Here is a 17309-nt window from a genome sequence, read left to right as displayed (position 1 = left end):
AATGCAACAGGCTGCGCATCGCGGCATCTGAACTGATGCCCGATGCCAAATGCCTGATGCCTTCTTCCTCAGTCAATCACCGCGAGGATGTCGTCCTCGGACATGATCAGGAGTTCCTGGTCGTTGATCTTGACCTCGGTGCCCGAGTAGGACGAGAAGATGACCTTGTCGCCCTTCTTGACCGTGAGCGGAATGCGCTGGCCGGTGTCGGTGTTGAGCGCGCCGTCGCCGACGGCGGTGATGACGCCGGTCTTGGGCTTGTCCTTGGATGTTTCGGGAAGGAAGATGCCGGACGAGGTCTTCGTTTCGGCTTCGTCGCGCTTGACGAGGATTTTGTCGTGGAGCGGACGGACGGCGACTTTGGAATCAGACTTGGGCATTTCAAACTCCTCAGGAAAAACAGGCACTAGGCACTGGGCACTAGGCACTAGGGTTAAGACGGAGGCATCGGGGATCAGGCATCGGGCATCAGTTGAGACAAGGAAGGACAGTTCAGGTGACGAGGTCGGAAGCGCCGGGCCAGCGGCCCTGATAGAAGCGGCACAAGCAACGACGCAGAACTTCGAGCAGGACGTTGAGATCGTGGGCATCGTGCGGCCTATCGACGACGGCGAACGCGCCCATACGGAGCGCCTGCGCCATGTCGCGGTGATCGTCGCGCGTCGAGCGGGCGCGCTTCACGACGACAGTGGGCGGCGGCGTGCTCATGCGGTGAAGCAACTCCAGGAGCCGCGCGCCGCCTTCTTCAAGTTCGGGCGCGGAATCGAGAAGCGAGGGATCTGCCGCGGCTTGGGATTCGAGCGGCAGGCCGAGATCCACGACCGCGATGTGGATCGGGATGTTCTTGATGACGTCCTGCGCCTGGCGTCCCGAGCCCGCGCGGTGCGATTGCACGCCCATCGGCTCGAGGAGTTTGGGGAGCCGATCGACCCACGGATCCCGGTGCCAGCCGGCGTAGGAGAGCAGGAGATTGAGGCGGCCGCCTGTTGGGCCGCCGGTGGGGGCGTCGGGAGGACATGTGCCGCCGTCGGGAGAGGCGGGGCTTTCGGAGGGGGAGAAGATAGGCCGAATCGGGAGCATGACGTACCGGAAACAGGGCAAGTTTGGTGCCGGGGGCGGGTGGGAGGATGGGCGAATGTGGGGAGGGAAATGCCGCGTGGCGCTGAAAAAGAAGGGGCTCTCAGCGGGTGAGCGAGCAAGGACCGCTCTTGGAATGGCCAATTGCTTGTTGTGGAAAAGGCGTGGATGCCATTTCGGCAGGGGGTGCCGGACCGGATTCGGCCTTGGGAGAACCGTTTCGGCACTAGGTCTTCACGCCAACAGCCTCCTCGGAGGGCTAGGCAAAAGGTGAGTTGGGGCCCCCAGATCGGACAGTTGGAGTTGCACGCTTTCAGCGTGCGGAAACGCTGCCCACACGACCGAGGGTGTCGCTCGAAGACTTGCTCCACCCTCGGCTCGAATCTATCAGCCCATTCGGGCTGGGATGCATCGCCTCTTGGGCGCAACCTTGGGTTGGTGCGTTTTGTCGGTGCAGAATGTCCTCCTGAGAGGGGGGCTCTGAGAGACGAACTCGTAGACTGCAAGCATGATGGAAGTTGTTGCGGGCGTGCTGGTGGTTGTGTGCTTGGCGCTGGTCGGCGTTATCGCGTGGCTATTTGTCGAGCGCGGCAAGTTGATGGCGGAGGCGGCGCGGAGTGCGGCGGAAAAAGCCGGGATCGTGGATGACCTTTCGCACGCGAACGAGCGGGCGGCGATGGTCGAGACGAAGGCGAACGAGTTGACGGCGCGTGCCGGGCAATTGGAGGTCGAGGCGGCGCGATTGAAAGAACAGGCACGCGGCGCGGCGGAGGCGCTCGAGATGGAGCGGCGTGCGCTGCGCGAGCAGAACGAACAGATGAAGCGGGCGCTCGAGAAGCAGCTGGCGGATGCGAACGCGACGATGTCGGAGAAGTTTCGGGCGCTGGCGTCGCAGGTGCTGGTCGATGCGCGGGCGGAGCTTGTCAAGATCGGCGACGAGAAACTGAAGAGCCAGACGACGATCGCGGCGCAGGACATGGAGCAGCGCAGGCAGGCGGTGGAGCGGCTGCTGCAGCCGATCGCGGAGACGCTGAAGAAGACGGACGAGAAGCTGGCGGCGATCGAAAAGGAGCGGACGTCGAGCTATTCGGAATTGCGGACGCAGGTGCAGCAGATGGCGATGGGGAACGAAGGGTTGCGCGCGGCGACGGAGAAACTCGGGCGGGCGCTGCGCGATCCGAAGGTGCGGGGGCAGTACGGCGAGATTCAACTGAAGAAGGTGGCGGAACTGGCCGGGATGCGGGCGTTCTGCGATTTCACGGAGCAGTCATCGACGATCGATTCGGAAGGGAATCGATTGCGGCCGGACATGATCGTGAAATTGCCGAACAAGCGCGAGGTCGCGATCGATGCGAAGGCGAATCTGAAGCCGTATCTCGATGCGATCGAATCGACGGATCCGGCGCAGGTGGAGAGTTTCTTGAAAGCGTTTGCGGACGGGATCGCGAGTCAGGCGGGCGCGCTCGCGAAGAAGGGGTACTGGAAGCACTATGAGAACGCGCCGGAGTTTGTGGTGATGTTCGTGCCGGGGGATCAGTTTGTGGATGCCGCGCTCTCGCGCCGGCCGGATTTGCTGGAGTTCGCGGCATCGCAGCGCGTGCTGCTCGCGAGCCCGAGCACGCTGATCGGATTGCTCCGCGCGGTGCATGTCGGGTTTCAGGAGCAGACGCTGGCGGAAGAGGCGATGGAATTGCGGCGGCTCGGCGCGGAACTGCACGAGCGGGCGTCGGTGGCGTTCGAGCATGTCGGGAAGCTGGGCAAGTCGCTCTCGAACGCGGCGGAGCATTACAACAAGTTTGTCGCGAGCTATGAGCAGCGGCTTGAGCCGACGTTCCGGAAGTTTGAGGAGAGCGGGGCGAAGAGCGGGAAGGAACTTCCACAGGTGGAAGTTGTGAGCACGCAGTTGCGGTTGACGGCGGAGTGAGAAGAGCGGCAGAGCAGCAGAGTTGCGGAGCGGCAGAGAGGCGCAAACACATTCGGGAATCGACTCTGATTCGGGCGAGCAAATGATTCGGCCACGCGATAGGCTGCCTGCATGCGCGGAGGCCTTCGTTTCAATCTGCAGAAGACGACTATGCGATCGATGCTTGCGGTGGCGATGCTGGTGCTCGCATCGTGCGGCCAGCAGCAGCCGCTCGACATCATTGCGAAGAACAAGTCAAGTGCAAGCGTTGACAATTTCACGATGTCGTTTGCAGGTCAAGACTGTCGTGTCGGAGCGCTTGTAAAAGACGGGACTGCGGGGATGTCAGGATTCCCGTATCCCGTCACGAGCCCGGCGCGCGTTTCATGGACGGACATCGCGGGGGCGAAACATCAGAAGGATGTGGTGCTGCCGCCGATGGACCGGTCGAAGCCCGGAGAACTGGTGTTTGTGCTGGAGGGGAGCGAAGTTAGTGTCGTGTTCCGAGATCGGTTTGCGAAAGACTGAGTGGTCGGCGTGCCAGGCGCTTTGACGCAAGCCGGGCATTTCGGCAGAAATGAGAGAGAGTGCGGCGGGTTCAAAGCGCAGCCCACCCCCAAACCCCTCCCTCCGGGAGGGGGCTATTGAGCGGTGAGTTCGTTGATGTTGAGCGTGTTGTTTTTGAAGAGCGCGGGGAGTTGTTTTTTGGGGTCGCTCGGTCCGAGCGGGATGTTCCACTTGATGGTGCCGTAGACCTCTTCGAGCACGTCGTAGGCGACGGGCTGTTTGTCGGCGGGGACGACGTACTTGATGGTGGAGAGGCCGATGTTTGCCGCGGAGAGCGTGGTGCGGAGCTGGGTGAGATAGTCGAGGCGTGCCTGGCGGTCGGCGGCGTCTTTGTCGGTGTTGAGAACGAGGGACTGTTCTTTGGTGAGCGCGGATTCGACGCGCTCGGACTCGGATTTGAGCTGGTCGTAGCGCGAGGCGCAGGAAGCGAGGGAGAAGAGCAGTGCGCATGCCGCGATGAATGGTCGCATGGCGATAGCGTAAGCGATCTTGCGGTCAGAATTCCGTGAACTGCGCGACGCTGAGGATGTTTCCGTCCGGGTCCTTGAACCATGCGACCATGGCGCCGCTCGAGAATGTGGCGATGCCGTCATCGTCCTGGAACGACATTCCCGGGTAGCGTTCGATCGCGACACCGGCGTTCTTGAGGCGATGCACGGTTGTGCGGAGGTCGTGCACTCTCCAGCCGAGCACGGTGAATCTCTGGGGCTGGAATGAATTGGCTTTCTGGATTCGGAGAATCCCCGAGTCGTGCCTCAGCATGATCGCCATTGGGTCGTCTTCGAGCACGCGCATGCCGAGCTTGCCTTCGTAGAACGCGCGGCTGCGCGGGGCGTCGCTCGTTGCGACAAAGCCCATCATGCCGGCGTCCGAGAGCGGATTGGCCGGATCGGAACTCGGGGAAGCCGAGCCGCTGCTGGCGCACGCGCCAACGAGCAACGAACAGGCGAACAGGGATACGACGTTGAGCGCGAGCGACATGGTGGCTCCTTTCAGAGCGCGGTTTCGAGGATGCGATCAGCGGACAAATGCTTAGAGGGAGGGATTTTCGTACTGCATGGCGCAGACGATGTTGTTCTCGGTGTCGGCGAAGCGGATCAATGAGCCGACGGAGGGGATGGTGGCGCGGGGCATGAGCACCTTGCCGCCGTTTTTGGCGACGGCGCTTGCCGCGGCATCCACATCCGGAACGGAGATCGTGCACTCGTAACCGGCGAGGGTGACGCCGGGCACGACTTCGAAGCGTTTCTGGAGCGCGCCGGGAACGCGTCCGCCTTTCCCGGCACCGGAGGTCTCGAGGAGATAGAAGCCCGGAGGGCCGTAGGGCTGGAAGGCCCAGCCGAACGCACGCTCGTAGAAACGGCGGGCGCGATCGGTGTTGTCGGCGCTGACGGCGAAGTGAGAAAGGTGATTGGCCATCGATGGTTCTCCGTTTGAGATGGGTGAATGTAGCGGCCTTGCATCATTGCGCCAAGTCGATAGAATGACGATTCATGTCGATTATGCGCCAACCGGGCCTCCGGCTTTCCGACGAGCGATTTCTGGTTGTCCGGACGATGGTGGCGCGGTGCGCCGCGGGGGTTCGGACGACGTCGTTTGCGGAGAACTGGCATCGGCTGATCGCGGCGGGAGAAGGCGTGATGATCGTGCGGACGCCTCAGGGATCGTGGTCGGTGCCCGCCTCGAACGCGGTGTGGGTGCCGGCGGGCGTTCGGCATGAGCTTGAAGTGTGCGTGGAGACTGCGATGCGGGTGTTCTATCTGCGGGCGTCAAAGGCCGCGCGCGGCAAGAAGCGAAGCGGGACGGCGGAACTGCCGGATCGGTGTTGTTCGGTTTTGACGAGTCCGCTGCTGCGAGAGGCCCTTGAGCGGATCGCGGCGATGAGTGCGCTCGACGGCAGGGTCTCCTGGCACGGCGCGCTCGTGGAGATCGTGCGGCGCGAAGTGTGCGAGGGCGCTCGCGAACCTCGGGAACTTGTTTGGCCGGCTGATGGGCGTGTCGCGCGGGTGGCGAGCGTGCTGCAGGCGAATCCGGGGGATCGCAGGAAGCTGGCGGCGCTGTGCCGCGGGAGGGGCGTGAGCGTGCGCACGGTGCAGCGTCTCTTTCCGGTGGAGACCGGGCTCACGTTTGAGAAGTGGCGGCAGCGCCAGCGGCATCTCCACGCGGGGCGGCTGCTGGCGCGGGGCGTGAAGGTGGCGACGGTTGCGGAGGAGTGCGGCTACCGGAGCGTGAGCGCGTTTGTTTCGGCGTTCAGGCACGAAGCCGGCGTGACGCCGGGGGAATTTGCACGGGCGCGTTGATCAGGATGTGGTTCCGGGCTCGCGGCGTCGGCGCGAAGATGCGATGACGGCGAGAACGCCAAGTGCGGCGGCGGCGCCCGGTGTCGGGATTTCGGCGAAGGTCATCGAGGTGGTGAAATTGGCGCTGCCGGTGGAGCCCTGTCCGAATCCGGTGTAGTACTGACTGTTTCCGTTGGCGCCGACGAGCAAGCGGTAGTCGCCTGGGCCGAGCAATACGTTGGTTGTGATGTTTGACCAGGTTCGCGTGCTGTGGAAAGACACCGGGTCGTACACAAACGTTGCGAGGCTCCATGAATCAAAGACGAGGGCATTCGTACTCGCGTTGTAGATCACAAAGTATGCGTTTGCTTGTTCCGGCTTTGTGTGCTGGTAGAAATCTTCCGCGCTGCCACCGTTGAGCTTGATCGACGCTGAGACACTTCCGGAAACGGTGAAGTACGCTTCGAGCGTCGCTTGACTGATCTCGTCGACGTGATTGCTGGCGCCGGTGTGTTTGTACGCAGAAAACGACCCGCTTACACCGGAGTTCGTGACGGTGGAGGTGTGGTTGTAAAACGTCATCGCGACCGAACCGGTCCCCATCTGGTCGTAGGTCCAAGACTCGTTGTAGTAATAGAAAGAGGTGGAAGTATCGATGCGTATGTTCTTGGCCTCGCTATGGCGAGATGTGAACGTCACGGCGCTGAACGCGGCGGACATTGGGATGCACATGACTACAAGTGCTGCAACTCTGGTCCGGGAGCGCATGGACGATCTCCTTCTTTGCTTTGCCCGGGGCACCAATCCCGAACGGAAGAGAAAGGTAAGTGACCTCGCTCAAAGTGCACGGGCGCGAATTCACAGGAGCTTTCTCTCGAGCGAGGAAGGTTGAATTCGTTCTGCACCTTGATTGCCGCGCCCTTCACTCGCGCTCTCCAGCCCCCGCGAGAACGCAAGACAAATTTATCGCAGATCAGCGGATTCCGCAAGACCAAGATTGATTAAGAAGGGATGTCCGAGCGCCGTTTGTGCGTTTCCCGGGAGCGGAAAGGCCGTTCACATCTCGTGCATCGGGTGTGTTTCCAGCCCCTGCATTCCGGCGACACCCGGATGGAAACAGCGCGGATCGATGGAGAAGCGGGGTCGTGAGCACGCCGCACCTGAAGAAGGGGCATTCGAGCGCCGAAGCTTTGATTGCCGCCGGGACGACGCTGATCGCCCGGCGACTTCGAAGCCGAGGCGCGTGCGCCGTCAGCGCGAGCGTTAACGCTTGGGCTTGGCCCGACCCGCGGCTTCGGCGGCCTTGCGCTGTTGCTCGACGAGTTCCTGCATGCGTGAGAAGAAGCCGCCGCCACTGCCTGCGCCCTTCTTTCCCTTTTGTTCCTTGATCTTGTCGAGGTTGAGCAGGTCGTGCTTGTTGATGTGGGCGCGGATGCGCTTGTGTTCGACGATGCCGAGCGCGCTGTTGGCGACGAAGTAGATCGTGAGCCCGGCGGGCGCGTTGTACATCAGCACGGGGAACATGATCAGGCTGATCCACTTGATCATGGTCTGCTGCGTTTGCTGCTCGGGGGTGAGCTGCGTTGTTGTCGGCGGGGTGAGGTATTTCTGGTGGAGATAGAAAACGACGCTCAGAATGAGCGGCAGAATGTTGATCGAGGTGACGGGGCCGAGCATGCTGCTCAGGAGCGGAATATTGATGCCCTTCTGCGAGAAGACCCAGAAATTGTCGGGCACGGAAAGATCGGCGAGGAACGTGGTGTGGCCGAGTTTCTGGAAGACGCCGTAGAAGGCGGGCTGGTGGCGGAGCTGAGCGGCGAAGAAGAGCGTCGCGTAGAGCGCGAGCCAGATGGGCGTCTGCAGGAACATGGGCAGGCAGCCCAGCATGCCCATCGGGCTGATGCCCTCTTCGCGCCAGAGCTTGGCGGTCTCGGCTTGCAGCGTCTTGGGATCGTTGCCGTACTTCTCTTTGAGCTTGGCCTGCTTGGGGCCCATCGCGGCCATCTGCTTGCCGAAGCGCTGCATGCGCACCTGCGACCACTTGGTCACGGGGTGCAGGATCGTGCGGACGACGACGACGAGCAGGATGATCGAGAGCGCCCAATCGTGGACGATCGAGTGCAGGAACGTGAGCAGCCAGAGGAGGAACGACGTGAGGAAGTTGAACGTGCAGAACGCGCACGGTCCGGGCATGGAATACAGGACGAGCCCGTTGAGCGAGAGCGCCTGGCCCGCGGGATTGGCGTTGATCTCGCTGCGTATGAGGGCGCCGCCGTAGAGCGAGAGCGAGAGATCGGCGGCCTTGCCGGGCTGCACGGTGACACTTGGGCTGGTCAGTCGGAGCGCAACGACGTCGTTTGGATGGCCGTTAACGGGGGGGCGCTCGAGCACGAGCCGATCGACCTGCTCGACGCTGTGCAGAGGCTTTTCGGCGATGAGCGCCGCGCCGGTGGCGCCTAGGGTGATCGGTGTGTGGAGCGCGACACCGAAATAGCGGTTTGTGAGGCCGATCCAGGAGAGCGTGAACTGCTTTTCTTTGCTGAGCGCGTTGGGCCATTCCGTCACGCTCTCGGTGTAATGACCGTTTGGCTGCTTCGTGCCCAGGACCGCCGAGTGTTCGATCACATAGTCGCGGCTCTGGACGAAACTCTGCGTCGGGTCGTACTGAGGAGAAAGCAGATAGCCGAAGCGGAGGCGGCGCTTCTCGCCGACGTAGGTCGCGGCGTCCATCGGGAGATCGACGGGGCCGATCTGGATAAAGCGGAAGGAGATCGGCGCGTTGCTGAGGTTCTCGACGTTCTGCGCGACGAGGAGATTGTGCGCATCTGCCGCGAGCGAATAGGTGCGTGTGATTCGCATCGCGGTCTGGTCTTTGTCGTCGGCGATTTCCGCGGTGAACGTGGAAGGCGGCGTGAACTTCCAGAGCGAGCCGGCGGCATCGACCGAGAGATTGATGAACTGACCGTTGATTTCGAGGCCGAGTGCCGCGAGGGGCGCGACGATGGTGGTCAGCGGCACTCCGGCGGCGGTCGTGAGCGCGTTTCCGGCGGGGTCGTAGACGGGGGTCGTGTATTCGGATTGCAGATCGACGCGGTTGACGCGCTCGATGGTCTCGTAGTGATCGGCGGTCTGGAGCGCGGCGATTCCGGCGCCGACGACGGAGAAGCGGGCGATGAGGTGCGAGCTCGCGATTTGCGCGGTGGATGCCGCGGGATCAGCGGGCCAGACGCGTGCGCGGAGCGAAGGGGCGTTGATTGTCGGTGCGGCCTTCGGCTCTGGCTTTGACTCGGGCTTCGAGTCGGTTGAAGAGGAAGATGCGGGCGTGGTGGGCTTCGCGGATGTTTCGGGGACAGGCGGTAGCTTCTGGGATTGCTGGGGCTGCGATTCAACAACCGGGTCGGCGGCGGCAGGGTCTTTCACGACCGGCGCGGGGGTTTCGGGCGAAGAGGCCTGCGCGGCGGCGTTCTGCGCGAGTTGCTGCTGCGTCGTCCTCTTGGACGAGAAGTACATCGCGAAGAAGCCGGCGATGACGATGAGGAACGCGCCGGCGACCGCGAGGGGTCTGAGTAGTTTGTTTGGTTCTTGGGGCATCGGAATTGGGAGCGTCAGCGGCCTTCGAAGAGTCGATCGGCCAGCCAGACGGGGAGTTGGGGGATGAGCTTGATTTTGCCTGCGGTGACGCCGATGTCGTAGTCGATGCGGACGAACTGCGCGTACTCGGGGTAGAGGATGACGTAGCAGGCACGCGGGTCCTGGTCGCGCGGCTGGCCGACGGAGCCGACGTTGATGATCGCTTTTTCGCCGGCGCGGAAGTGGTAGCGCAGATCCGTGCCGAGTTCATCGGGCGGATAGAAATCGGGTTCGCTCGTGAAGACGCCGGGAACGTGGGTGTGCCCGACGATCGCGGTCGAGGTCACGCGATCGAAGATCGCTTCCATCTTGTCCGGCGCGTTGTTCACATCGTCGGGGAAGATGTACTCGTTGATGGGGCGGCGCGGCGAGCCGTGGATCGCGAGGATCGGCGACGGCATGTCGTTCAATTGCTCGACGATGCGGACCTTGAGGCGGCCGAGGAAGTCGTAGCGATCGGCGCGGAGCTTGGCGTCGGTCTCGCGATCGAACTGATCGCGCGTCCAGAACGCGGCGGACTCGGCGCCGGCGTTGAAGTTGGTGGGCTCGTAGAGGACGGCGAAATCGTGGTTGCCCATGAGCGACCACTTGCAGTGGCGGCGCACGAGGTCCACGCATTCGAGCGGCTCGGGTCCGTAGCCGACGATGTCGCCCAGACAGATGATCTGGTCGATCTTGCGCTTGTTGATGTCTTCGAGGACCCGCTTGAGTGCTTCGGCGTTGCCGTGGATGTCGCTGATAACGGCGGTGGGCACGGTTGGAGAACCCTTGGTCGGCTGTGAGATGCGGGGTGTCAAAGCGGCAGGCGACCTGCCGGAAAACCTGGATGATGCGGGCTCACCCGCACAGAGAGGGGGTCATGCTAGGCGATTTGGGCGAGTTTCGCACGCGACGGGTGGCCGTTGAGGCTCCCATTGGCTTCTTGCGAAATGCGGCACCGGGATTGCACCAAGTGGAAGGGCCGGAAAGCCGATGGATCGGGAGTAAGGCCGGTTCCGGTGACGATCCTTTCAGACCGGGGCTTCGGGGTGGGGGCGGAGTAGGATCGGGCGAGAAGACCCAGTAGACAGGAAAAGCACATGCCCGCGGCAAGCGTTTCATACCAGCGAACCCGAGAAATGACGATCGACGAACTCCTTTTGGAGAATCGGATTGTCTTCCTGATCGGCGAGATCAATCACCAGTCGGCGGCACGGGTGATGATGCAGATGCTCTACCTGGAAAACCAGAAGAGAGGACAGGAGATCAATTTTTACATCAACTCGCCGGGCGGCGCGGTGGACGACACGCTCGCGCTCTACGACACGATGCGGTTCATGAGCAGCCCGGTGAGCACGTACTGCCTCGGGCGGGCGTACTCGGGCGGCGCGGTGCTGTTGACCGCGGGCGCGAAGGGCAAGCGGTTCATTCTGCCGCACGCGAAGGTGATGATCCACCAGCCGTTTGGCGGCGTGACCGGCCAGGCGGAAGACATCCGTATTCAGGCCGAGCAGATCATCAAGATGAAGACGGAACTCAACCGCATTCTGGCGGAGCACACCGGCAAGAGCATGGAGCAGATCCACGCCGACAGCGAGCGCGACCGCTACTTCTCTGCGGAAGAGGCGGTGGCGTACGGGCTGGTGGATGAAGTGCTGCGGACGCCGCCCAAGGAGGCGTCGGGCATTCTTCCAAACGTTCGATAGTCCGTATTTGAATGGTGAAAGGGCCAAACGGCCAAAGCGCCAAATGGCCAAAGCAGAAAGCAGCGAGCGATCAAAAACCCCAGCAATTTGGCCCTTTGGCCCTTTGCAAATCTGGAAATTTGATATGTCAGGCCACCTCATTCCCATCGTCATCGAAAAGTCCGCCAAGGGCGAGCGCGCATACGACATCTATTCGCGTCTGCTGAAGGATCGCATCATCTTCCTTGGCGGCGCCGTGGACGACGACATCGCGAATCTCATCGTGGCGCAGATGCTCTTCCTCGCGAACGAAGATCCGAAGCACGACATCCACCTGTATATCAACAGCCCGGGCGGCAGCGTGAGCGCGGGCCTTGGCATCATCGACACGATGAAGTTCGTGCAGTGCGACGTGAGCACGTACATCATCGGGCAGGCGGCGAGCATGGGCAGCCTGATCGCGACCAGCGGCACCAAGGGGAAGCGGTTCACGCTGACCAACAGCCGCAATCTGATGCACCAGCCGCTGCTCGCGGGCGTGATGGAGGGGCAGGCGACGGACCTCGAGATCGAGGCGCGCGAGATGCTCCGCATCCGCGACCGGCTCTATCACATTTACAGCGAGGCGACGGGCAAGTCGACGGACGAAATCGCCAAACACTGCGACCGCAACAAGTGGCTCGATGAGCAGGAGATGGTCGACTACGGGCTGGTGGACAAAGTGCTGACGCGCATGCCGACGCCGACGGGCCCGCGGCAGCACGATGATGAGTAAGAAATCCGGATGATTACTTCCCGCCGCTCGGTGAAAACCGGGCGGTTTTTCTTTTGGCTTGGCTCCGCGCGGCAGCTTGAGTGATTCACCACGGAGAACACCGAGGGCACAAAGGGCACGGCGAAAACAACAAGAAAAGCGCTTGATGCGTCCGGCGAGTGTCTATCACCTGTGCCATCAGCCGGTCGGAACCGAATGAGCGACAATTGCTGAGACCTAGAAGCGGAGATCGTTGTCTTCGATAGCGGCGCAGGCGCACGCCCAGAGCCCGCTGGAAACATCGAGTTGCCAAGCTGCGGCGATTTCGGCGAGACAATCTCCGGGTGGACGATTGGTGACCTTGGCGAGCGCCGCCGCTGTGATGGAAGGCGCGCGGCTCATTCCGGCGCTGCAGCAGACGATCGTGGGGACGTTTGACTGGACGAGTCCAACGACGGCATTGATTGCCGCGCGGAGCAACCAGGCGGGATTGGTGGTGCCGTCGTGCAAGGGGAATCGGCAAACCATCAGTTCACGACTCAGCACCGGCGGCGGTTCGTTAACTGCGAGGTCGATGACGGCGGCGATTCCCAGTGCGCGAAGACGCGCCGAGTCACGTGCTTCAGAAGCGTTTCCGATCCAGAGTCTGTAGGGGTGGATTTGATGCAACCACCTAATTCTTAGGAAAAGGCGCGGGCAAATGCCGGCGTCACACAATTCCAACAATTCGGGGTGCAGACGGGCGACACGATCATCGCGTGCGCGACGGCGCCGGGCTTTTCGGCGCGGGCGATTGTGCGTTTGAGCGGGCCGGGGGCGTTTGTGGCGGTTGATCGACTGACGGGAAACTCCCGATCGGTGCGGACCGAGCGCGGGGTTGCATCGGCGCGGATGCGGCTGGGCGGTTCGTCGTCCATGCCGTGCATGATCGCGGTGTTTCCCGGGCCGCGGAGTTACACGGGCGAGGATGTCGTCGAGATCGCGATGCCGGGGAACCCGACGCTGGTTGAATTGGTGATTGCGCGGGCGATCGGCGCGGCGCCGGGAATTCGGATGGCGGGGCCGGGTGATTTCACGGCGCGTGCGTATCTCAACGAGCGGCTCTCGCTTGCGCAGGCGGAAGGTGTGGCGTCGCTTATCGCAGCGCAGAGTCAAAGCGAACTCGATGAGGCGAAGCGGCTGGTTTCGGGAGAGCGCGGAAGGATGTATCGCGAGTTTGCCGATGAGGCGATGACGCTGCTCGCGCTGGTCGAAGCGGGGATCGACTTCACGGATCAGGAAGATGTGGTTGCGATTTCGGGGACAGACCTGCGCCGGCGCGCGGGCGCGCTCGCGACGAAGATCGAGCAAGTTCTCGGGGTTGCGGCGGGTTGCGAAGTCGAGAGCACGCTGCCGCGGGTTGCGCTGGGAGGAGCGCCGAACGCGGGGAAGAGCACGTTGTTCAATGCGCTGCTTGGTCGGCGGCGCGCGGTTGTTTCGGAGGAAGCCGGCACGACGCGCGATGTGCTCGAAGAGAGGCTGGACCTTTCGCGCGATTTGTCGGGGGGCGGCGAAGTGCTGCTCTGCGATACGCCCGGAGTCGATGAGATTGCGCGCGGGAGCGTGGATGCCGGAGCGCAGGATGCGAGCCGGGAGTTTCTTTCGCGCGCGGATGTGGTGATCTGGTGCGATCCGAGCGGGCGATTCGATGAGTCGAGTTTGCAATTCGGCAAGGAAACTCGGGCGATCCGGGTGCGGACGAAGGCGGATCTGCCGCGGGCTTCGGAAGGGCGAGAGGCGATCGCTGTGTCGGCGCTGGATGGTTTTCATTTGCCGTCGCTGAGGCGGGCGATCGCGGACGAGGCGTGGGGGGGCAAGTCGAAGGCCGGGGTGCTGCCGCGGCATCGGCGGGCGCTGGGTGCCGCGAGTCGGGAATTGCGGGAAATCGAAGGGGAATTAGCGAGTTCGGGCTGTTCGTTGGGCGAGCCGGAGGTGATCGCGGGGCGGCTGCGGGTGGCACTGGATGCGCTCGGGGAATTGACCGGCAAACTGACTCCGGACGATGTGATCGGACGGGTGTTCGCAACGTTTTGCGTGGGGAAATAGGTTGGCGGGTGTTCGCAATCTTGATGAAAGTTTGTCGGTGCCAACCTGAGGGGATTGATCGCCCGGGCGAAACAGGGCCGATACAGTTGGGGCTGACGATTTGGGTCCCGTGCGAGCCGGAGGCTCGCGGAGGGCATTCGATGAGCGATCGGATTCGTAATCAGGCCGCGGAAGATCAGGGTTCTTCGACGACGCCTTCGGGCGATACGGGGTCGGAGAATCAGGGACGTGTCGCTGTTGCGGAAAAGCCGGCGCCGGCGAAGACGCGCGGACCGGTGGACACGCTGCCCCTGTTCAAGGTTTTGCTGCACAACGACGCCGTGAACACCATCGAGCACGTTGTGGATTCGATCGTCGAGTTGACGCCGCTCGATCACGGGCGTGCGGTTGAAGTGACGATGGAAGCGAACGCTTCGGGCGTCGCGCTGGTGTTGGTCACGCACCAGGAGCGGGCGGAGCTGTACCGAGAGCAGTTCCAGACCAAGAAGCTGACGGTCACGATCGAATCGGGCGAATAACTGCGGGAAGATCGGGCTTGGCGGCGCCGATAAGCGGTCCGCGTCCGGAAAGATCAAGCAGGGAATATGAATGAGCGGCGTGCCAACAGGTACGCCGTTTTTCTTGGATTTGGCGAGTGGCGAATCGGCACAGAACTGCTGTGTGGTGCGATCCGTTCACTGGCGCGCCGGACGGGAAAAATTCTGAAGCGGGAACGCACGCGATCGTCAGGGCGGCCGATGGATGAGCGTCCGCCGGTGCCCCGTTTTCTCGGGGGGCGGCGGATGAACTTCCCAGACACGGCGATGCGCTCGCGGGCGCCGTGTCGGTCCCCGCGCGTGCACGCAGGTGTGTGGGCGGGGAGGTGTGCATGGTTCTCAGGCTTGGCGATCTACTGGTGCGTCAGGGCGTTCTCACCCAGCAGCAGGTGGAGGACATTCTCACCGAGCAGCGTGCGGTCGGACGTCCGTTCGGCGAACTGGCGGAGCACTTGTTCGGCGTTTCAGCGCAGGATGTCGAGCGGGCCTGGGCGGAGCAGTATTCACAGATCACCGGCGAGTACAACCTGCACTCGGCCAGGTTCGAGGCGGACGCGCTGGCGAGCGTGACGCCGCGGCAGGCGTGGCAATTTCGGGTCTTGCCCGTGCGTTTCAGCGGGGATGAGTTGACGGTGTGCACGACGAAGAACCACCTGGCGCGGGCGCTTCGGTTTGTGGGCTGGAAGATCGAGAACCCGTGCCACTTTGTGATCTCGAGCCCGGAGGAGCTGGCGCAGATGCTGATGAAGCATTTCCCGCTGGCGGGCGCGACGGTGGGGATGGTGACGGGGAAGACGATCGGGTCGGTCTGACCTGAATGGATGCGAAACGAAGAGAACGCAAGGTGCACCGAGGGGGCGGAGTTTCGCGGAGGTGAAAAGCGGGCGGAATGGAGCACGGACGCCGGCGAATCCACCTTTTGACGGGTCAATTGATCGACTCCGCGTTTCTCCGCAATCTCCGCGTGCTCGGCGTTCTCTCCCGTTTTGCGCCCAATAATCAAGGGTGCCCAGAGTTCTCGCGAAAAAGCGGAAATCGGACGAGGTCCGATCGGTGTCTCTCGTCAGCCTCGGCTGTCCGAAGAATCTTGTGGACAGCGAGAAGATGCTCGGCATGCTCGCGGAGAGCGGGCTCGCGCCCGTGAGTTACGACCCGAGCGATGAGGGCTCGGCGTTTCAGGGCGCCGACGCGGTGGTGATCAACACCTGCGGGTTTTTGGAAGCGTCGAAAGATGAATCGCTGCAGGTGATCCAGGACGCGATCCGCGAGAAGGAAAAAGGGAATGTGAAGCGTGTCGTGGTGGCGGGGTGTCTCGTGCAGCGGCATCGCGCGAAGATGCTCGAGTGGGCGCCGGGCATTGACGCGATGGTGGGCGTCTTTGATCGCGACAAGATCGTCGAGGCGGTGGTCGGCGCGCAGGCCGAGGTAAAGCGCGCGGGCTCGATGAAGGAAGCGTCGGACGGGCCGAAGTACTGGATCGCGGCGAACGCGCTGGCGGCGGCGAAAGCGCGCGACATGACCGTGACGGGGTTGACCGTCAACGGGAAGGACGGCAAGGGGATCGGGTATTTCGAAGATGATTCGGCGCGGCTGAGATTGACGCCCCGGCACTACGCGTATCTGCGAATCAGCGAGGGTTGCAATCAAAATTGTGCGTTCTGCACGATCCCGAGCATCCGCGGCAAGATGCGGAGCAAGCCGCTGGATCGGATCGTCGAGGAAGCGCGCGAACTAATTCATGACGGCGCATTCGAGCTGCTCCTGATCGGGCAGGACACGACGAGCTACGGCGACGACATTGGCGCTGGGCTTCGAAATGGCCAAAGGGCCAAAGCGCCAAAGGGCCAAAGTGCGGACTTCTCGAGCTATGGCGGACTGCCGGCGCTCTTGCAGGCGCTTTCGGATGCGATGGACGACGCGAATCACGGGCAGGGTTGGCTGCGGCTGATGTACGCGTACCCGAGCAACTTCAGTGATCCGATCATCGAGGCGTTTGCGGCGCTCGCGAGCAAGGGAAGGCTGCTGCCGTACCTCGATATTCCGCTCCAGCACGCGAGCGATCGGGTGTTGAGCTTGATGAAGCGGAATGTGACACGGAAGCAGCAAGCGGATGTGATCCGGAAGTTGCGGGCGCAAACGCCGGGTATGTCGGTGCGCACGACGTTCATCAGCGGGTTTCCGGGCGAGACGGAATCGGATCACAAGCAGCTGCTCGAGTTCATCGAGGAGATGGATTTCGAGGCGGTCGGGGTCTTTGAGTACAGCCACGAGGCGGGGACCGTCGCCGGAACGATGGAAGACGATCCGAAACTCGCGGTGGCTCCGGAAGACAAGATGCGCCGGCGGAACGAGGTGATGGAACTGCAGCAGAAACTCGCTTTCGCGAAGGCGGAGAAAATGGCGAGCGGGTTTGATGAGAAGCACCCGGAGAAGTCAATCCGAAGCGGCGCGACGGTGTTGGATGTGGTGATCGATGCCGGACTGCGGACCAGCGGCCGCAAGACCAGCGGTGTCGGCGACGGGGGCAGGCTGTATCAAGGCCGGACGAGATTCCAGGCTCCGCAGATCGATGCCGTGACGTATGTCCAGTCGCGAGAGAAACTTGCAGCGGGTGAGGTCGTGCGGTGCGTGGTGGTGGGGAGCGACGGATACGACCTTGTCGCCAAGCCGGTGAGCGAGATCGAGAAGCGCGTGGGATTGAAAGTACTTCGCTGACTGCGGAGTTTGTCTGCCCACCGGGGCGTCAAGTCGCGTCATTGCAGGAAGTTGCGGGCAGCGGTCGATACTGTGACCATCGAGTCCCGCGCGGCCCGA

18 protein-coding genes are annotated in these 17309 nt (G+C 62.6%); 9 read left to right on the top strand and 9 right to left on the bottom strand.

The genetic code is table 11. From position 1 onward, the window contains the following. Window positions 1-68: 68 nt before the first annotated feature. Both KF691_13030 and KF691_13025 read right to left on the bottom strand, forming a co-directional pair. Complete coding sequence (locus tag KF691_13030) at window positions 69-380, bottom strand: co-chaperone GroES (GenBank protein ID MBX3390366.1); 312 nt, start codon at window positions 378-380, stop codon at window positions 69-71. Window positions 381-492: 112 nt separating this feature from the next. Then, entirely contained in the window at window positions 493-1080 is a 588-nt protein-coding gene (locus tag KF691_13025) for a hypothetical protein (protein MBX3390365.1), read from the bottom strand. A gap of 505 nt (window positions 1081-1585) precedes the next feature. Between KF691_13025 and rmuC the strand changes: the two genes are divergently transcribed. Then, window positions 1586-3001: a DNA recombination protein RmuC gene (gene rmuC / locus KF691_13020; protein ID MBX3390364.1), complete on the top strand. Its 1416-nt coding sequence runs from the start codon at window positions 1586-1588 to the stop codon at window positions 2999-3001. Between the two features lie 111 nt (window positions 3002-3112). Next, window positions 3113-3508 carry a hypothetical protein gene (locus KF691_13015; GenBank protein ID MBX3390363.1) on the top strand — a complete coding sequence of 132 codons (396 nt, stop codon included), beginning with the start codon at window positions 3113-3115 and terminating at the stop codon, window positions 3506-3508. Between the two features lie 113 nt (window positions 3509-3621). On the opposite strand, the gene KF691_13010 is transcribed toward KF691_13015, so the two are convergent. From KF691_13010 to KF691_13000, 3 genes are read right to left on the bottom strand one after another with little or no spacing between them, the layout of a single operon-like run. Beyond that, complete coding sequence (locus KF691_13010) at window positions 3622-4017, bottom strand: hypothetical protein (protein ID MBX3390362.1); 396 nt, start codon at window positions 4015-4017, stop codon at window positions 3622-3624. Window positions 4018-4042: 25 nt separating this feature from the next. Then, window positions 4043-4528, bottom strand: coding sequence for a VOC family protein (locus tag KF691_13005; GenBank protein MBX3390361.1), 486 nt, complete (start codon window positions 4526-4528; stop codon window positions 4043-4045). A 51-nt stretch (window positions 4529-4579) separates the two neighbouring features. After that, entirely contained in the window at window positions 4580-4966 is a 387-nt protein-coding gene (locus tag KF691_13000) for a hypothetical protein (GenBank protein MBX3390360.1), read from the bottom strand. 74 nt (window positions 4967-5040) lie between these two features. Here KF691_13000 and KF691_12995 point away from each other — a divergent pair, with 74 nt between their 5' ends. Next, entirely contained in the window at window positions 5041-5847 is an 807-nt protein-coding gene (locus tag KF691_12995) for a helix-turn-helix transcriptional regulator (protein ID MBX3390359.1), read from the top strand. On the opposite strand, the gene KF691_12990 is transcribed toward KF691_12995, so the two are convergent. The 3 genes from KF691_12990 to KF691_12980 all read right to left on the bottom strand — a co-directional run bounded on the left by KF691_12990 (window position 5848) and on the right by KF691_12980 (window position 10211). Next, a complete protein-coding gene (locus KF691_12990) occupies window positions 5848-6594 on the bottom strand; it encodes a hypothetical protein (protein ID MBX3390358.1) in 747 nt (248 codons plus the stop codon). A gap of 495 nt (window positions 6595-7089) precedes the next feature. Further along, window positions 7090-9417, bottom strand: coding sequence for a YidC/Oxa1 family insertase periplasmic-domain containing protein (locus tag KF691_12985; GenBank protein ID MBX3390357.1), 2328 nt, complete (start codon window positions 9415-9417; stop codon window positions 7090-7092). A gap of 14 nt (window positions 9418-9431) precedes the next feature. Then, entirely contained in the window at window positions 9432-10211 is a 780-nt protein-coding gene (locus tag KF691_12980; GenBank protein MBX3390356.1) for a metallophosphoesterase family protein, read from the bottom strand. 324 nt (window positions 10212-10535) lie between these two features. Between KF691_12980 and KF691_12975 the strand changes: the two genes are divergently transcribed. Both KF691_12975 and KF691_12970 read left to right on the top strand, forming a co-directional pair. Beyond that, a complete protein-coding gene (locus tag KF691_12975; GenBank protein ID MBX3390355.1) occupies window positions 10536-11141 on the top strand; it encodes an ATP-dependent Clp protease proteolytic subunit in 606 nt (201 codons plus the stop codon). A 124-nt stretch (window positions 11142-11265) separates the two neighbouring features. Beyond that, entirely contained in the window at window positions 11266-11895 is a 630-nt protein-coding gene (locus KF691_12970; protein MBX3390354.1) for an ATP-dependent Clp protease proteolytic subunit, read from the top strand. 216 nt (window positions 11896-12111) lie between these two features. Here the strand turns inward: KF691_12970 and KF691_12965 are convergent, their stop codons facing one another. Then, window positions 12112-12543, bottom strand: a complete 432-nt coding sequence (locus tag KF691_12965) for a dual specificity protein phosphatase family protein (GenBank protein MBX3390353.1) — start codon at window positions 12541-12543, stop codon at window positions 12112-12114. A 63-nt stretch (window positions 12544-12606) separates the two neighbouring features. Between KF691_12965 and KF691_12960 the strand changes: the two genes are divergently transcribed. The 4 genes from KF691_12960 (at window position 12607) to rimO (ending at window position 17210) form a co-directional block, all read left to right on the top strand. Beyond that, window positions 12607-13959, top strand: a complete 1353-nt coding sequence (locus KF691_12960) for a 50S ribosome-binding GTPase (GenBank protein MBX3390352.1) — start codon at window positions 12607-12609, stop codon at window positions 13957-13959. A gap of 140 nt (window positions 13960-14099) precedes the next feature. Then, window positions 14100-14477 (top strand): ATP-dependent Clp protease adaptor ClpS, encoded by a 378-nt coding sequence (locus KF691_12955; GenBank protein ID MBX3390351.1) that lies wholly within the window; start codon window positions 14100-14102, stop codon window positions 14475-14477. Between the two features lie 350 nt (window positions 14478-14827). Beyond that, entirely contained in the window at window positions 14828-15307 is a 480-nt protein-coding gene (locus KF691_12950; protein ID MBX3390350.1) for a hypothetical protein, read from the top strand. 193 nt (window positions 15308-15500) lie between these two features. Further along, window positions 15501-17210, top strand: coding sequence for a 30S ribosomal protein S12 methylthiotransferase RimO (gene rimO / locus KF691_12945; protein ID MBX3390349.1), 1710 nt, complete (start codon window positions 15501-15503; stop codon window positions 17208-17210). The last annotated feature ends 99 nt before the right edge of the window (window positions 17211-17309 follow it).

It is taken from the genome of Phycisphaeraceae bacterium (assembly GCA_019636555.1).
In the GTDB taxonomy this organism is placed as follows: Bacteria; Planctomycetota; Phycisphaerae; order Phycisphaerales; family UBA1924; genus JAFEBO01.
The sequence above is the reverse complement of the archived record's forward strand: the minus strand, read 5'-3'. Positions and strand labels throughout refer to the sequence as shown.

Coding starts and splice junctions, on each gene's coding strand:
- KF691_13030 (MBX3390366.1), bottom strand. CDS start 380: ATGCCCAAGTCTGATTCCAAAGTCGCCGTCCGTCCGCTCCACGACAAA.
- KF691_13025 (MBX3390365.1), bottom strand. CDS start 1,080: ATGCTCCCGATTCGGCCTATCTTCTCCCCCTCCGAAAGCCCCGCCTCT.
- rmuC (MBX3390364.1), top strand. CDS start 1,586: ATGATGGAAGTTGTTGCGGGCGTGCTGGTGGTTGTGTGCTTGGCGCTG.
- KF691_13015 (MBX3390363.1), top strand. CDS start 3,113: ATGCGCGGAGGCCTTCGTTTCAATCTGCAGAAGACGACTATGCGATCG.
- KF691_13010 (MBX3390362.1), bottom strand. CDS start 4,017: ATGCGACCATTCATCGCGGCATGCGCACTGCTCTTCTCCCTCGCTTCC.
- KF691_13005 (MBX3390361.1), bottom strand. CDS start 4,528: ATGTCGCTCGCGCTCAACGTCGTATCCCTGTTCGCCTGTTCGTTGCTC.
- KF691_13000 (MBX3390360.1), bottom strand. CDS start 4,966: ATGGCCAATCACCTTTCTCACTTCGCCGTCAGCGCCGACAACACCGAT.
- KF691_12995 (MBX3390359.1), top strand. CDS start 5,041: ATGTCGATTATGCGCCAACCGGGCCTCCGGCTTTCCGACGAGCGATTT.
- KF691_12990 (MBX3390358.1), bottom strand. CDS start 6,594: ATGCGCTCCCGGACCAGAGTTGCAGCACTTGTAGTCATGTGCATCCCA.
- KF691_12985 (MBX3390357.1), bottom strand. CDS start 9,417: ATGCCCCAAGAACCAAACAAACTACTCAGACCCCTCGCGGTCGCCGGC.
- KF691_12975 (MBX3390355.1), top strand. CDS start 10,536: ATGCCCGCGGCAAGCGTTTCATACCAGCGAACCCGAGAAATGACGATC.
- KF691_12970 (MBX3390354.1), top strand. CDS start 11,266: ATGTCAGGCCACCTCATTCCCATCGTCATCGAAAAGTCCGCCAAGGGC.
- KF691_12955 (MBX3390351.1), top strand. CDS start 14,100: ATGAGCGATCGGATTCGTAATCAGGCCGCGGAAGATCAGGGTTCTTCG.
- KF691_12950 (MBX3390350.1), top strand. CDS start 14,828: ATGGTTCTCAGGCTTGGCGATCTACTGGTGCGTCAGGGCGTTCTCACC.